The following is a 15,691-nucleotide window of genomic DNA, read 5'->3' on the forward strand; positions in this document are numbered from 1 at the left end:
TTGTCGATGGTGGCCTGTCATCTGACGAGCGCCAGCCAGTCACCAACGACAAAGATGAGCAGCACGACCGAGCCACATTAGGACGCCGCGGCGACCGCCGTTGTGAAATCGACTCGAGCGATGGCCCAGTAACAGGTTGCCAGGAAGGTGCGAGATGCCCTGCAACGTCTTGTCGCGGAGCGTTCATTGGAACTGTTAGGCAACCGGTCGGCCTGCGTCCCTGAAATGGACTGGCCGGATTTCGAGGAACTCGTTCGTATCCGTCTCATGCTGGAAGGCGAAGCGATGCGGCTTATTCAATTGCCGCTGCGCCCCCAAAAATTGGACGAGCTGGAACTGGCCAATCGAAGGTTCGAGCTCGCCGTCGAAAGAGGTGATGCCGAAGCTGTAACCGATGCCAACATGGAGTTTCACTTCATGCTGTACCGACTGGCGGGAGGGCAACTGCTTTGCGGAATGATCGAAACCCTATGGGTGCGGGCTGGTCCGATGCTGCGGATGCCGTTCAAGGCAGACAGTTACGACCCAGTCGTTTTTCGAAATGGCGTTCTACGCCACGGTGAAATTCTTGTAGGTCTTCGTCAGGGCCGTGCCGACTCGGCCAAGGCTGCACTACTGCGTGATATCTCGGATACCGCGATTTGGTATCGCCAGCACTTCCTGGGCACAGATGCGGACAAAGACGCCGCCGAGGGTGAACAAGGTTTCCCCTCCGCACGGCGAACTTGATGCAGTGAACTTTCAAGACGTCTGCGGCTGAGGCTGTTTTCTGGAGCAATGAGCGTGTTGGAGTAGTGGCGTCCACGTTTATCAATTCAACACGACTGCTTTTTCGCGATGTTAAGTTTGCCGTGCAATGCCTGTGAGTGACAAACGATCATTGCCGCTCTGGATCCCAACTCCGGCACGGATTGCGCAGACTCCATTGACGAGCTTTGTGATCGAGGCCTCAGCGAGGACGGGACACCCCTTCTCTTCCTATGCCGACCTTCACCGCTGGTCGATCGAGGATCGCAAGGCGTTCTGGAGCCTGATGTGGGACTTTTCCGGCATCGTCGGCGACAAATGGACCAATGGCGGCGAGCGCGTGCTGGCCGATGGCGACAAAATGCCGGGTGCCTCGTTCTTCCCCGACGCGACGCTGAATTTCGCCGAGAACCTGTTGAAGAAGACCGGCGCCGGCGAGGCGATTGTCTTTCGCGGCGAGGACAAGGTCGAGCGGCGGCTGTCCTGGAATGAGCTGCATGGCCTGGTCTCGCGTCTGCAGCAGCTCTTCCTGTCGCTCAAGGTTAAGAAGGGCGACCGCATTGCCGCGATGATGCCCAACATGCCGGAAACCGTCGCGGCCATGCTGGCGGCGGCCTCGATCGGCGCGGTGTGGTCATCCTGCTCCCCCGATTTCGGCGAGCAGGGCGTGCTCGACCGCTTCGGCCAGATCGAGCCTGTCATCTTCATCGCGCCCGACGGCTATTGGTACAATGGCAAGGCGATCGAGGTCGCCGACAAGGTCGCGGCGATCGCGGCCAAGCTCGGCAGTGTCCGCAAGGTTCTGCTCGTCGATTATCTTGGCACCTCGACCGACGTGGCCGCGATCATCGACAAGGCCGTGGCGATGGAGGAGGCGCTGGCGCCCTTCGTCGTCAAGCCCGTCACCTTCGAGCGGCTGGCGTTTTCGCATCCGCTCTACATCCTGTTTTCATCCGGAACCACGGGCATTCCCAAATGCATCGTCCATTCGGCCGGCGGGACGTTGATCCAGCATGTCAAGGAGCACCGGCTGCATGCCGGGCTCGTCGACGGCGATCGCTTCTTCTATTTCACCACCTGCGGTTGGATGATGTGGAACTGGCTGGTGTCGGGCCTGGCGTCCGGTGCGACGCTGCTGCTCTATGACGGTTCGCCCTTCTACCCCAACGGCAATGTCCTGTTCGACTTCGCCGACGTCGAGAAGATGACCTTCTTCGGCACCTCCGCGAAGTTTATCGATTCCGTGCGCAAGGCCGGTCTCAAGCCGATCGGCAGCCACGATCTGTCGACCGTGCGGGCGATATCCTCCACCGGTTCGCCGCTGTCGCCCGAGGATTTCCGCTTCGTCTACGAGGGCATCAAGAAGGACGTGCATCTGGCCTCGGTTTCCGGCGGCACCGACATCGTCTCGTGTTTCGTGCTCGGCGTGCCGACCGAACCGGTCTGGACCGGCGAGATCCAGGGCCCTGGCCTTGGCCTTGCGGTCGATGTCTGGGATGACGACGGCAAGCCGATCCGGCAGGAAAAGGGCGAGCTGGTCTGCACCAAGGCCTTTCCGTCCATGCCGATCGGTTTCTGGAACGACCCCGACGGCAAGAAATACCAGGCGGCCTATTTCGAGCGTTTCGATAATGTCTGGTGCCATGGCGATTTCGCCGAATGGACCGAGCATGGCGGCATGATCATCCACGGCCGTTCCGACGCCACGCTCAACCCGGGTGGCGTGCGCATCGGCACGGCGGAGATCTACAACCAGGTCGAACAGATGCCGGAAATCCTGGAAGCGCTGTGCATCGGACAGGATTTCGACAATGATGTGCGCGTCGTGCTGTTCGTGCGGCTGGCCGCGGGCGTCCAGTTGGACGAGGATCTGGAAAAACGCATTCGTGCCAAGATCCGCGGCGGCGCCAGCCCCCGCCATGTCCCGGCCAGGATCGTCGCCGTGTCGGACATTCCCCGCACCAAATCGGGCAAGATCACCGAACTCGCCGTGCGCGACGTGGTGCATGGGCGCGCCATCAAGAACAAGGAAGCGCTTGCCAATCCGGAGGCGCTGGAGTTGTTCCGCAACTTGTCAGTTCTCGGGCACTGACGGACTATCTAGTGGGTTGCTACTTCACCCGCGCCTGTCGCTCAGTTTTGAGGACACCGGGACGTGAAATCGATCTTGATTGGTCCGCAACTTAATTGCGCTTCGGATGTCATAGTTAGCAGACTCCTGATCAACAATATGACGCTGACATCCTGAATGGGTACGGCGCGCCTGAGTTTCGAAAGGTGGCTCTGGCCATTACTGCCAGCGTCGCTCTTTGCGCTTAATGCCCGTTTAGACGCTCGGTTGCCATTAACATTCCCTGCGGCAAATATATCCTTGAGCACCCCAATATTTGTGCTGCCGAGAGTTCCGACTATCACCTGAACAGTCCAAGGGAGGATAAAAGCCGTGCCCTCAAGCGGCTGTCCCCTCGACGATGGAGGGGTATGTTGTCTCAACAATGGCCGAAAATCGCGGTTGATATCGCTGCTGTTCGCAAAGTGTACGGTCACCGATCGAATCCCTACCTCGCGCTGGACAGCGTTTCACTCGATATTCGCGAAAACGAGTTTTTCACGCTCCTTGGACCGTCAGGTTGCGGAAAGACGACCTTGCTGCGTCTGATCGCAGGCTTCGATGTTCCCTCAGATGGTGATATCCGCCTTTACGGCCACAGTATTGTCGCTCAGCCGCCCTTCCGGCGACCGGTCAATACGGTCTTCCAGTCGTATGCGCTTTTCCCGCACATGACGATCCGGCAGAACGTTGCCTTCGGTCTGGAAATGCTAGGTCAGCCGAAAGCGGCCGTCGAGGAGCGTGTGACGGAAGTGCTGCGGCTTGTCCGGATGGAGCAGTTTGGGGACCGTCGCACGGACCAGATTTCGGGCGGCCAAGCCCAGCGCGTGGCACTGGCTCGCGCGCTCGCGCCTAAGCCCAAGCTTCTGCTTCTCGACGAGCCGCTCTCCGCGTTGGACTACAAGTTGCGCAAGGAAATGCAGGCCGAACTGAAGCGCTTGCAACACGAAACCGGCATCACCTTCATTTTCGTCACCCATGATCAGGAAGAGGCGCTCGCCATGTCGGATCGCATCGCCGTCATGTCGGCGGGCAAGGTCCTCCAGATCGGTGGGCCGAAGGAAATCTACAGCCGCCCGGCGGACCACTTCGTCGCCTCCTTTATCGGGGATACGAATTTCGTGAAGGGCAAGCTGGTTTCGGTCTCTGGTAACCGGGCAATCGTGCGCATCCTCGACCGGATCGATATACCAGCGACGCTGCCCGAGGGATTCGGGGCGTGCGAAACTGCAACAGTCCTCCTGCGACCCGAGCATTTGCGGATAGTGCCCATCGACGGCAGCGAGGCTTTCATCGCCGCCGTCCGGGATGTCGATTTCATAGGCACGGACACTGTGCTTTGTGTGGAGACCGAGGGTGGGCAGGTGTTTTGGATCCGCGCCCAGAACAATTCTTGCGACATAGAGGAGGTGATGCCTGGCAGTCGCGTCGGTATTGCCTTGCCGCTCGCCGGTGCGCAGATTTTGAGGGATTGAGACAATGTCCGCGATTGCACGCGAAGCGGCGAGACAGGAACGCCGTGTCATAACAGGCAGGCTGCTCTTCGTTGCGCCTGCCATCCTCCTGATCATGGCTGCTGCCGTCGGTCCTCTCCTGATCGTTCTTGTCTATTCTTTCCTCAGTCCTGGCCCCTATGGAGGTATCAGCTGGACGTTTTCTGGAAAAGCCTGGTTTTCCGCCTTTCTTGATCGGGACATCTTCGATGACAGCGTCTCGTTCGCCTGGGCGCATGTTGAAATCTTCTGGCGCTCGATCAAACTCGCCATCCTGACGACCGCGTTTACTCTCGTCCTTGGTTTTCCGACAGCCTACTTCATCGCGACCAGGCCGCCCCACTCTCGGGAAATCTGGATGTTCCTCGTCACCATTCCCTTCTGGACCAATCTGCTGATCCGCACCTTCGCGGTACTTCAGATTATTCGCAATGAAGGCCTGCTGAACGTGCTGTTGATCAAGCTAGGCATCATCTCCAGTCCCTTACAGATCCTCTATACCGATACGGCAATCTTGCTCGGTATGACCTATGTCTACCTGCCGCTTATGGTCTTGCCGCTCTATGCCACTATCGAGAAGCTGGATTTCCGGCTCCTCGAAGCCGCCTATGATCTCTACGCCACCCGCGGCCGGGTGCTGCGCTGGATCATCCTGCCGCTCGTCAAGCCCGGCTTGATTGCTGGCAGCATCTTGGTCTTTGTTCCCGCGCTCGGTGCCTATGTCACGCCGATCGTGCTTGGCGGAGGCAAAAACATGATGCTCTCGAACCTGATCGAGTTGCAGTTCGGCGCGGGACGCAACTGGCCGCTCGGCGCCGCGCTGTCGTTGACGGTTGTTGCCATCGCCATGGTGGCCTTCTCGCTGTTCATCAAAAGTGCCGGGACGGACGAAGTGCTGCATGGCTAAGCGGTCTTCAGTTGGGTATATCCCAGGTTTCGGTGCGATCGCGGCAGTCTGCTTCGCGGCGCTCTATTTGCCGGTTTTCGTGCTGGTGGCCTACTCCTTCAACGCCTCGTCATCCATCTCGGCTTGGGGCGGGTTTTCCCTGCGCTGGTTCGTCGAAGCGAGCCGTAATGCGGAGGTGCTCGATGCGGCCGGCCGCTCGCTGCGGATCGCATTCGTTGCCTCGATGGTTTCCACTATTTTCGCCACCATGGCGGCGCTCGCCATGACGCGCGGCCGGCCTTTCTCCGGGTTGCGTCTGCTCTATGCTATCATCAACCAGCCGCTCGCGGTTCCGGAAGTGGTCACTGGTGTCTCGCTGCTGATCTTCTTCGGCACCCTCAAGGTCTACACGGGCTATTCGGGTCTCGGCTATCTCATCGCCGCCCATTCGGCCTTCTGTATACCCTTCGCGTTCCTGCCGATCCGGGCGCGGTTGCAGACCATGGACGGGGCTCTTGAAACAGCGGCGGCTGATCTCTACGCCACGCCTTGGCAGACACTTCGCTGCGTTACGCTTCCGATGTTAAAGCCTGCGATCCTCGCTGGATCGATGCTGGCCTTTGTCATTTCGCTTGATGATGTGGTCATCACCGAATTCATCAAATCGAGCGGCCAGGACACCCTACCTACCTACATGCTCGGCCAGATCCGGCGTGGAACCAGCCCGCAATTTAACGCGATCTCGACCGGCTTCCTGCTCCTGTCGATCGCGATCGTCACTACGTCGCTCGTGCTCAACAAAAATGCCACCAAAAGAAAGGGAACAGAATGAACTGGAAGTCAGTCCTGACGAGCCTGGTCCTCACCTCGTCCTCCGCCTGCGTTGCTCATGCGCAAGGCGAGCTCAACATCTACAACTGGGGGAACTTGACCAGCCCTTCGGTCATCAAGAAATTCGAGGAGAAATACAACGTTAGGGTGACGCTCACCGACTTCGATTCCAGCGACACCGCCATAGCCAAGGTGCGCGCAGGTGGCCACGGCTTCGATATCGTCGTGCCGTCCCATGACCAGATCCCGATCTGGATAGGGGAGGGCCTTCTCCTCCAAACCGATCCCTACAAGATGGAGAATTTCAAATATATTGCGCCGGAATGGGCCAATCCTGATTTCGATCCCGGGCGAAAGTATTCAGTTCCCTTCGACCTGGGAACTGCTGGCGTTATCGTTGACACGGCCGTCTACAAGGGCGATATCAATACTTGGGGTATCATTTTCGACACTCCGCCGGAACTCAAGGGCAAAGTGAATGTCATTCCGGAACTGAGCGGCGTCATTTATGCGGCGATCAAATATCTCGGAGGAGAGCAGTGCACCACCGACAAGAAGCTACTCGCCAAGGTTCGTGACCTGCTTGTCAAGTCCAAGGACAACTGGGTGTCCATGCAGTACGATACGATCCCGCAGATGGAGGCTAGCGATTTTTCGGCGACGAATGTCTGGAGCGGTACGGCGCTGCGCATCCGTCAGGCCAAGCCGACCGCGCGCTACGGCTATCCGAAGGAAGGCTTCTTCTACTGGAGCGACAATGTGGTGGTCCTCAAGGACGCCAAGAACGTCGAGAATGCCAAGCTGTTCCAGAACTTCATAATGGATCCGCACATCGCGGCAGAGCTTTCTGAATTCCACGGCGCGAACAACGGCATCGCTGGGTCGGCGGCATTCATGCCGGATTTCATGCAGCAGGCGCCCGAAATCAATGTGCCGGAAGAGATGAAAGCGCGCGGCGAACTGCAGAAAATGTGTTCGCCCGAGGCGCGTGAGCTCTACACGAAGATCTGGACCCAAATCCAGAAATAAAGGGTATCTCGCTCGCCTGCCGTTCCTCCCAGGGCATGACGAAGGGTCGGCGCGGATATTCGATCCCGCCGGCCCTTCGGCTTGGTCAGGACAAGGACGGATTAGGTGAAGCGCGACGGGATGATTGAACTTGTCCGTCAGCAGGGCGCGAAGCTTTCCGGCTAGCAAAAGAGCGAGGCTAGTTACATGCAGTATGAACAATACATCCATTCATACACCACTATCCCTCTCTTAAGAGCGACAGCTAAACTCGGGTTAACGCATGACATTTGTATCGGCTGATCGGCTAGCGGAGACTACATTGAACAGATTGGGCGATAAGGTGGCCATCATCACCGGGGGGGCTAGCGGAATAGGTCGATCGACGGCCGAGATTTTCGCGGGCGAAGGCGCGGCTGTGGTAATCGCCGACCTCGACGGGCAGAAGGCCGCTGAGACTGCGCAGGCGATTTGCAACAGCGGCGGCGAAGCTTTCGCCCTTGCCGTCGATGTGACCGAGCCCAACGACGTGCGCGCGCTCGTAGCGGAGACTGTCAAGCGCTACGGCCGACTGAACATCATGCATAACAATGCCGGAGGGTCGTCCAGCCGCGACGGCTCGGCTGTTGATGTCGACATCGAGGAGTTCTGGCGTGCCATAAGGCTCAACCTGTTCGGCACATTCCTCGGCTGCCGTTTCGCCATTCCCGAAATGGTCCGCAATGGCGGCGGCTCTGTGATCAACATGATTTCGGATCTCGCGCTAATGGGGGTGCCTGGCTATGACAGCTACACCTCTGCCAAGGGCGGGGTACTTGCACTGACCCGTTCACTCGCCGTCACCTATGGTTCGAAGAATGTGCGAGTGAATGCCATCGCGCCCGGTGCGACGCGGACGCCGCGAGTCGAGAAGATTTTGCGCGAGAACGAAGCCACTAGGGCGACGGCCGATACACAACTCTTCGGGATGATAGACCCTTCGCAGATTGCGCATGCCGCACTGCATCTCGCCAGCGATGAAGCCCGGATGATGACTGGGTCGGTGATGGTGGTGGACGGTGGCGTGACGATCATGTGACCGGCACGGGTCGGACAAGGGACGAAACAAGGAGAGGGTATGAACCTGAAGGAATATTCGCAGTATGACGGGATCGATCTGGCTGGTCTCGTGGCACGAGGCGAAGTATCCGGACAAGAATTGTCGAAGGCGGCGCGAAGCGCCATCGCTGCCTTCAACCCGTCGCTGAATGCCGTCATCGATTGTCTCGACGAGGCGAGCGAAGCGAAGTTGTCGCGCAGCGGTGGCGGTGCCTTCGCCGGGGTTCCTTTCCTGATGAAAGATGCCGAATTTCACTTAGCGGGGATGGTGACGGACTACGGCAGCAGGCTGACACAGGGGCTCACCGCCACAAGCAACTCCTATTTCGGCGAAGCGCTCCAGCAGGCCGGCTTCCGCTTTCTCGGGCGCACGAACGCACCTGAATTTTCAATGGCCGGATCGGCCGAAAACGCACTCTATGGCAGAACCACTAACCCTTGGATGGAGGGAAAATCCGCAGGTGGTTCGTCGGGCGGGGCGGGCGCCGCTGTCGCTGCAGGCATTGTTCCGATCGCCCACGGGTCAGACACCGCCGGCTCCATTCGTTGCCCGGCCGCTTGGTGCGGCGTGGTTGGCCTCAAGCCGTCACGGGGCATCGTATCCTGCGGACCACAGGACGGGGAGGGCTTTTTCGGCATGACCAGCCATTTCGTTCTAACACGTACGATCCGGGATACTGCCGCTATGCTGGATATCCTCGGTCAGCCAAAACCGGGGGATCCCTTTGTTGCCAGACGGCCGACCAAACTTCATGCGCAGTTGGCGTCCGAGCCGGTTCGGCCCCTAAGGATCGGCTGGTCAGGAGCACCTCTCGGAGGAGGGGAGACCATAGACCTGGAGATCGCCTCCGCCGTCGAGCTAACGGCAAAGACTCTCGAAAAGCTTGGCCACTACGTCGAGGAAGCACCGGTAGCGATCGACTTGAAGCGCGTGGATGATATCTGCATGGCGCTCTGGTGCTTCGGTTTCGACCAGTTCCTGGATCAGCTTGCTGCAGCCGCTGGTCGAAAGGTCTCTACGGCGACGATCGAAGCCGGTACCTGGAACTATTATGAGTATGCCCGGACCATGGATCCGGGGCTCTTCCAGAGGGCGATTTTCGAGTTGAACCGTTTCCGTCGCGACATTGGCAATTTCATGCAGGCGTATGATCTGCTGGTCTTGCCGACGACTGGAATTCTAGCTCCAGACCATGGCATGTTCGGTATGCAAGTCGATTTGACGCCGGACAAGTTTCACTGGCACGAGCTAACAAAGCTTCAGTATCTGGCGCCGTTCAACTTGACCGGACAACCGGCGTTGTCTGTGCCTTTTGCGATACATTCGTCTGGTCTCCCGATCGGGGTGCAACTGGTCGGTCACCCGTCGCAAGATTATATCGTCCTGTCGGTAGGGGCCGACTTGGAACGGGAAATGCCGTGGAGAAACCGGTTGCCGCGATATCACGCAAGCCACTCTGACGCTGGCTAGCGAGATGAGGAGCCGGGCTTCTCGTCCGTTTTCCAGATTGTCCGCATCTGCGCAACTCGCTTGTCAGATTGGGTGTGATTTTTCCTCGTTGAGGAGCTGTGACTTACGATAGATAACTTCATTGCCCGGTCTCTCCCAAAATCAGACACGTCAACGATGCAAAGTTATTGGACAGTCCCCGGTGGCCGGGGATAATTTAGGCTGATGCTCAAGCATTTGATTGGGTGTTTTTGCGAGTGACGCGTTATTCCTGACAATCAGGGTTTGCTGTCAATGTCCATTACTGGCGCGCCGAGATAGATGCGGCCAACTTCCGGATTACCCGCGATTGACGCGGACGTTCCATCCAACCTGTTTCGGCCCTCGGCGAGTACATAGCATCTATCCGAGATCGCAAGCGCCTTATGCGCGTTCTGTTCAACCAGGATCACGGCTACAGCTTCCCGGTTGCTTATCTGGCGGATGTGCCGAAAGACTTCGTCCGTCGCCTTGGGTGAAAGCCCTGCGCTGGGCTCGTCCAAGAGCAGAACCTTGGGCGAAGCCATCAGCGCGCGGCCGATGGCCACGATCTGCTGCTGTCCACCGCTTAGCCGCCCGGCACGTGTATTCCAGTAGCCGTCGAGGGCCGGAAGGATCTTGCGGACCGCCGACTGCCGCTCTTCGACGGAGCCTGATATGGCGAACAGCCCCATGCGGAGATTCTCTTCGGTCGTCATTGTCGCAAAAACATTCCCCACTTGCGGCACATAGCCGAGCCCCGCTCGGATACGAGCGCGCGTCGAGGCCCCCGTTATGTCCTGACCCGCAAGGCTGATATCGCCTGCCTTCGGGCGGAGCAGTCCAGCCAAAGTCTTTAGAAGAGTCGACTTCCCGCATCCGTTCGGCCCTATCACCGCGACGACCTCGCCAGGCGCCAAACGAATGTTGACGCCGTGCAGGATCTGCATTTCGCCGTAGCCCGCAATGAGGCCTTCGGCGGCGAGTATCTCAGGCCGGCTCAAGATGCCACTCCGCCGAGATATGCGTCGAGCACCTTTGCGTTCCGTTGGATTTCGGCCGGTGTTCCGGCGGCGATCACATGCCCCCGATCAAGGACGATCACCCGCTCACAGAGGTCCATGATGACGTTCATGTTGTGCTCGATGATCAGAAGCGTGATGCCCGAGGCGTGCACTGCCTTCATTACGCCCATCAGATGTTGGATCAGGGTTGGATTGACACCTGCCGTCGGCTCGTCGAGCAACATCAGTTTTGGTCGGCTCATCAGACAGCGAGCAAGTTCGAGCAACTTCTTCTGTCCGCCGGAGAGAAGTGCAGCAGGCAGGTCGGCCTTTTCGCCCAACCCGACTGTTTCAAGGACTTTCCGCGCGGCTTTGGCGTTCTCTTGTTCGTCCCTTCGAACCTGTAAGCCTGGCAATATGAGGGCAAGGACGCGATCGCCGTATTGGTCTTGCGGCACCAGCATTAGGTTCTCGAGCACCGACATCCGTTTCAGTTCACGCGGGATCTGGAAGGTGCGGCGCAAACCGAGCCTCGCGATGCGGTGTGGGCTCATGCCGTCGATCCGCTGTCCGTCGAAATGGATCTCGCCCGTGTTCGGGGCCGTGAAGCCGCTGACAATGTTGAAGAGGGTCGACTTGCCTGCCCCGTTTGGGCCGACCAGCCCGGTAATCGATCCCGTCTGTACCGAGAGATCGCAGCGATCCACCGCCTGCAGCCCGCCAAAGCGTCGACTGAGGCCCCTTATGTCCAGGATGGCGGTCATGCCACACTCCTCCGTCGGTAGCGGATCGCCACGATCACCATCAGCGCCAAGCCGAGTGCCAGCAGCCGCAGCGCTGCGAGTTGCACCCCGTCGACGATGGTGATGTAGTCCTTGATCAGCCGCGTGCCTTCGAGGAGTGCTGCGACGACTGTGGTACCCACGAGCGTGCCGAGACTGGAGCCTTGGGCACCAAGCAATACGGCGGCAAGCACATATATGCTGACGTTCGGACCGAACATGTCCGGCGAGATGTAGGTCAGATAGCTTGCGAAGAACGCACCGCCGATCCCCGCAAGCGCAGCCCCCAGCACGAAAGCCCACGCCTTGTAGGCGAGCGTAACCTTGCCAACGGAGGTGACGACCGCCTCGTCCTCCCGGATCGCACGGAGCGTACGGCCAATCGGGAAGCGCTCGAGCCGTCGGCTGAACCAGAAGGCGAGCGCAAGAACTCCAGCCGCAATAAGCAAAAAGGACATTTCCGAGCCGAGGCCCGCAATGCTGGTTGGTCTTGGAATGCCCGCTACGCCGTCCGGTCCGCCGGCGAGCCATTTCTCGTTCAGGAAGATAAGGCGAACGAATTCACTCAGACCGAGCGTCACGATCGCCAGGTAATCTTCCCGCAGCCGTGGCGTGAACAGCGCTACCGCCCCGCCGAGCATGCCACTGGCGAGAGCGGCCAAGACAACCGCTGGTAGGAACGGCAGCCCCGCCTTAGTGGCAAGAGCCGTGACGTAGGCACCAACTGCGAAGAAGGCGACCTGGCCAAGATTGATCAGGCCTGTGAGACCCCATTGGATGTTGAGCCCGAGCGCCACGAATCCATAAATTGCGGCAAAGATCAGGATCGCGATGAGATAGTCGATCATGACTCAGTTTCCCGTCCGGACCAAGCCACTCGGCCTGACCAGCAGGACAAGAGCCAGCACTAGGAAGGCAAGCGCTGTCTTGTAGGTCGTGGGCAGCACGAGCAGGCTAAATTCAGACACGAGTGAGAGCAGCAAGGCGGCAAGCCCGGCGCCGACGACACTCCCGAGACCGCCGAGAATGGAGACGGCAAACAGTGGGATCAGCACTCGCCAGCCGAGGAGAGGCGTCAGCGTGGTTTCCGTGGCGAGCGCGACACCACCAATCGCTGCGAGGAAGGCGCTGGCGAAGATAACCCCGCCATAAACCACTTCAGGCCGGACTCCGGTAACGACCGCCAGCTCGGGATTGGTGGACGTGGCTCGCACGGCGCGTCCGAAATTCGTCATGCGCAGCGCAAGGAAGATGATCGCAAGGATAAGAATCACGGCGCCGATGACCGCGGTCTGAACCGGCGTCACGACGAAGCCTGCGAAGACAAAGGGGCGCGAGAGCGCAATCGGATATTGAAGAGCGCCGTTGCCCCAGATGAATCGTACCGTGTTCTGTAGGAAGAGCATCAGGCCGAGCGACAGAAGCACGGGCGGCAGCGTACCCGCATGGCGTACGAAGCGAAACACCGTCTGGTCGAAGGCGAGTGCGATGAGACCGGTCAGCAAGGCCGCGAGAAGTGCGGCGAGCCAGAGTGGCAGGGAGAACCCGCACAGAAAGAGTGCGAGATAGGCGCCGAGTGTCATGAATTCCGGGATTGCGAAATTCGGATAGCGCAGGACGCCGTAGATCAGGGAGATCCCGGCTGCCGGCAGACTCCAGATTGCAGCCGAGATCAGCGCCGAGACGAGATAGATTTTCAGGTCGAACAACATCTTGCTTACCGGTTAGACGCGGTTCGGACACCAGCTTGGTCGGTTGCCGCGTGAAAGTGCGTGTCAGAACGCGACGTCGGTGATTTGTCCGATGGGCGTAATCTTGCCGTCCTTCACCTGCGAGACCCGGAAGTTGGCTTTGACGATGTTGCCATCCGCATCGAAGTCGATCGGACCGGAGGCTCCGTCGTAATCGATGTCTTCACCCTTGCGGAGAATTTTGATTCCTTCGGCGAAGGACGTGACCTTGGTGCCGCCGGGAGCCGATATCTTCTTTACCACATCCGAGAGCTTCGTGCCGTCGGTCGACTTTGCAGTCTCGATCGCCAGCGCAAGCAGGATCATCTGATCATAGGCTTGCGCCCCGAAGGAATAGTAGCGGTCGCCGCCAAGCGATTTGGAAAGCCTTTGATAGGCAGGCGAAGCCTCGGCGACGCCTTCTTCTACAAGGAGAAGGCCTTCAGCGGCGGGACCGGCATTCTTGATCAACTCGGGGCTGACAGCAAAGCCCGGCACGATGAAGCGTCCCGTGAGACCCGACTGGTACGCCGCCTTGAGGATGGCCGTAATGTCTGGCTCGTAACCCGAGATGTGGACAAAATCGGGATTGTCGGCGAAGGCACGGCTCACCTCTGTACGAAAGGTGGTCTGGTCCTCATTATAGGTGATGAAGCTCGTCACCTCACCGCCGCGCTCTACAAAGCGTTGGCGGAACGCGTCAACAGTTTTCTCGGTGAAGGGCACGTTGAGGCCGAGCACGGCGGCACGCTTCCAACCCATCTGGTTGGCGTATTCGGCATAGGCCTTGCCGAACAAAAGGTCGTCAGGCTCTGTGCGGAAGAGATGCCCCTTCTTCTGTGCCTCGGTGATCCGGCTTGCTCCCGAGGTTGAGAACTGGATCAAGCCCTTGTCCTGAACTATTGGAGCGACGGCCAGCGTGACGCTGCTCGCCCACGTTCCGATAATCGCTACGACCTTGTCGACGTCAACCAGTTTGCGGGCGCCACGCACGGCCACCTCGGGACTGGTCTCGTCATTTTCCTCGACCAGCCGAATCTGGCGGCCGAGCGGACCTCCGGCTGCATTGATCTCGGCCAGCGCTACCTTCGCGGAGGCAAGCATTTCCTGGCCGAAATTGCCGCCGGCGCCTGAGAGCGGCATCAGCGCGCCGACAGTGATCTCTCCGTCCTGGGCCGATGCTTGCTCGAAGCTGGGTGCTATCGCCACCGCGAGCGTGCCGAGACCAACGGTGAGCAGAGTGCGGCGGCTGACTGAGTTAGAGCTTGGATGTCTGGTGTTCATTGTTTTGTGCCCCTGTTTTAGCGTTGAATCAACGGCAGCGAGCGTATGAAGGTGGGCCGCCAAGATTGGCGATCTGCCCCCTAGAACCCGATGTCGCGCGGAAAATCAGTGATGCAACGGGCGCCGGTCTCGGTGACGATCAACACATCCGAGTGGCGGAAGCCGCCGATACCCGGAATGTACACACCCGGCTCGACCGAATTCGCCATGTTTGGCAGCAGCTTCGTGGAGTTGTAGGGGCGAAGTTCGCCTTTTTCTTCACGGCCGGCAGCGCCGATCATGATGCCGTGTGCATGGCCCGTTCCGTGTCTGATGTATTTAACCAGATCGTATTTCTGCAGAATGTCGCGCGTCAGCCTATCGATATCGGACATGGCGACACCTGGTTTGAGTGCGCTTTTACCGGCTTCGAAAGCCTCGTTGACGGCATCAAGCGGCCGCCTGATCTGGTCGGTCATATCGCCGTAGACGAAGGTGCGTTCGAGTTCGGCGCAATAACCCCAGACCACCGGGAAGATGTTCAATGAGACCAGATCACCACGCTTCAGCCTCCGGCTGGTCGGGTGGAGATGTGGCACCATGGTATGGTCGCCGAATTGCGCATAGGCGTAAGTGCTCGTGAGCCCGTTATCGGAAAGAGCACCCATCGCCCTGTTGACCGCGGCAACCGCGTGCGCAGCGACGGTGAGTTCGGTGACATTATCGGTCATCGCCTCGAGGAAGGCGTCCGCTCCAATCTTGGCGAGCCTCGAGCCTAACTCCAGCAGGCGGATTTCCTCGTCCGATTTGACGAGCCGCAGTTCCTCGAGCCTGGGGCCGACCTCAACGAGCTCCGCCTGCGGGAAATGGTCCTTCAGCGCACGGAACAGTCCGACGGGCAGGACGGCCTCTTCGATGCCAATTCTGACTTTGGGCGAGCCGAGGCGCGCGATAAAATCCGCACAAAGCTTCAAGCTCGCCTGGACAACGTTCTCGTCATCGCCGTAGCTCAGGACTTCGTCGAACGAGCTATGTTCCTGCATGTTCTCGAGTTCAATCGCGGCGCCGCAGACTGCGCTCGGGCCGGAGGTTGGCAGGATCGCCCACATGGGCCGACCCCATTCCGAGAGCAACGGGACTCCACTCATGTAGAAGACGCTATCGGCCGTATGCAGGAAGGCCATGTCGATGTTCTCTTCGGCGAGCTTCCTCCGAAAGGCATCGACCCGGCGCGTCATTTCCTGTTTCGAGAAGGCGGGCATTCTGAACTC

The 15,691-nt window shown here is 59.2% G+C and carries 14 protein-coding genes; 8 read left to right on the top strand and 6 right to left on the bottom strand.

Annotated elements, in window-relative coordinates:
• Nucleotides 1-186: 186 nt before the first annotated feature.
• The 8 genes from AC07UC_RS35335 (at nucleotide 187) to AC07UC_RS35370 (ending at nucleotide 9,644) form a co-directional block, all read left to right on the top strand.
• Complete coding sequence (locus tag AC07UC_RS35335) at nucleotides 187-729, top strand: FCD domain-containing protein (protein ID WP_494909368.1); 543 nt, start codon at nucleotides 187-189, stop codon at nucleotides 727-729.
• A 127-nt stretch (nucleotides 730-856) separates the two neighbouring features.
• Nucleotides 857-2,839, top strand: coding sequence for an acetoacetate--CoA ligase (locus AC07UC_RS35340; RefSeq protein WP_494909369.1), 1,983 nt, complete (start codon nucleotides 857-859; stop codon nucleotides 2,837-2,839).
• Nucleotides 2,840-3,228: 389 nt separating this feature from the next.
• Complete coding sequence (locus AC07UC_RS35345; RefSeq protein WP_494909370.1) at nucleotides 3,229-4,332, top strand: ABC transporter ATP-binding protein; 1,104 nt, start codon at nucleotides 3,229-3,231, stop codon at nucleotides 4,330-4,332.
• 4 nt (nucleotides 4,333-4,336) lie between these two features.
• A complete protein-coding gene (locus AC07UC_RS35350; protein ID WP_494909371.1) occupies nucleotides 4,337-5,257 on the top strand; it encodes an ABC transporter permease in 921 nt (306 codons plus the stop codon).
• The gene (locus tag AC07UC_RS35355; RefSeq protein ID WP_494909372.1) at nucleotides 5,250-6,068 is read left to right on the top strand and encodes an ABC transporter permease; all 819 of its coding nucleotides are present in this window, start codon (nucleotides 5,250-5,252) and stop codon (nucleotides 6,066-6,068) included. Before AC07UC_RS35350 ends, AC07UC_RS35355 begins: the two co-directional genes overlap by 8 nt.
• On the top strand, nucleotides 6,065-7,096 hold the full coding sequence (locus AC07UC_RS35360; RefSeq protein WP_494909373.1) for an extracellular solute-binding protein: 1,032 nt from the start codon (nucleotides 6,065-6,067) through the stop codon (nucleotides 7,094-7,096). Before AC07UC_RS35355 ends, AC07UC_RS35360 begins: the two co-directional genes overlap by 4 nt.
• Before the next feature lie 301 nt (nucleotides 7,097-7,397).
• Nucleotides 7,398-8,153, top strand: a complete 756-nt coding sequence (locus AC07UC_RS35365) for an SDR family NAD(P)-dependent oxidoreductase (protein ID WP_494909374.1) — start codon at nucleotides 7,398-7,400, stop codon at nucleotides 8,151-8,153.
• Nucleotides 8,154-8,192: 39 nt separating this feature from the next.
• Nucleotides 8,193-9,644: an amidase gene (locus AC07UC_RS35370; protein ID WP_494909375.1), complete on the top strand. Its 1,452-nt coding sequence runs from the start codon at nucleotides 8,193-8,195 to the stop codon at nucleotides 9,642-9,644.
• A 257-nt stretch (nucleotides 9,645-9,901) separates the two neighbouring features.
• Here AC07UC_RS35370 and AC07UC_RS35375 read toward each other — a convergent pair whose 3' ends face one another.
• The 6 genes from AC07UC_RS35375 to AC07UC_RS35400 all read right to left on the bottom strand — a co-directional run bounded on the left by AC07UC_RS35375 (nucleotide 9,902) and on the right by AC07UC_RS35400 (nucleotide 15,682).
• Nucleotides 9,902-10,645: an ABC transporter ATP-binding protein gene (locus AC07UC_RS35375; protein ID WP_494909377.1), complete on the bottom strand. Its 744-nt coding sequence runs from the start codon at nucleotides 10,643-10,645 to the stop codon at nucleotides 9,902-9,904.
• Complete coding sequence (locus AC07UC_RS35380) at nucleotides 10,642-11,409, bottom strand: ABC transporter ATP-binding protein (protein ID WP_494909379.1); 768 nt, start codon at nucleotides 11,407-11,409, stop codon at nucleotides 10,642-10,644. Before AC07UC_RS35380 ends, AC07UC_RS35375 begins: the two co-directional genes overlap by 4 nt.
• Nucleotides 11,406-12,275 (bottom strand): branched-chain amino acid ABC transporter permease, encoded by an 870-nt coding sequence (locus AC07UC_RS35385; RefSeq protein WP_494909380.1) that lies wholly within the window; start codon nucleotides 12,273-12,275, stop codon nucleotides 11,406-11,408. Before AC07UC_RS35385 ends, AC07UC_RS35380 begins: the two co-directional genes overlap by 4 nt.
• 3 nt (nucleotides 12,276-12,278) lie before the next feature.
• On the bottom strand, nucleotides 12,279-13,139 hold the full coding sequence (locus AC07UC_RS35390; protein ID WP_494909381.1) for a branched-chain amino acid ABC transporter permease: 861 nt from the start codon (nucleotides 13,137-13,139) through the stop codon (nucleotides 12,279-12,281).
• A 63-nt stretch (nucleotides 13,140-13,202) separates the two neighbouring features.
• The gene (locus AC07UC_RS35395) at nucleotides 13,203-14,504 is read right to left on the bottom strand and encodes an ABC transporter substrate-binding protein (RefSeq protein WP_494909382.1); all 1,302 of its coding nucleotides are present in this window, start codon (nucleotides 14,502-14,504) and stop codon (nucleotides 13,203-13,205) included.
• A gap of 17 nt (nucleotides 14,505-14,521) precedes the next feature.
• Entirely contained in the window at nucleotides 14,522-15,682 is a 1,161-nt protein-coding gene (locus AC07UC_RS35400; RefSeq protein ID WP_494909383.1) for a M24 family metallopeptidase, read from the bottom strand.
• Between the last annotated feature and the right edge of the window lie 9 nt (nucleotides 15,683-15,691).

It is taken from the genome of Mesorhizobium sp. GW821-FHT04C10, assembly GCF_059420305.1.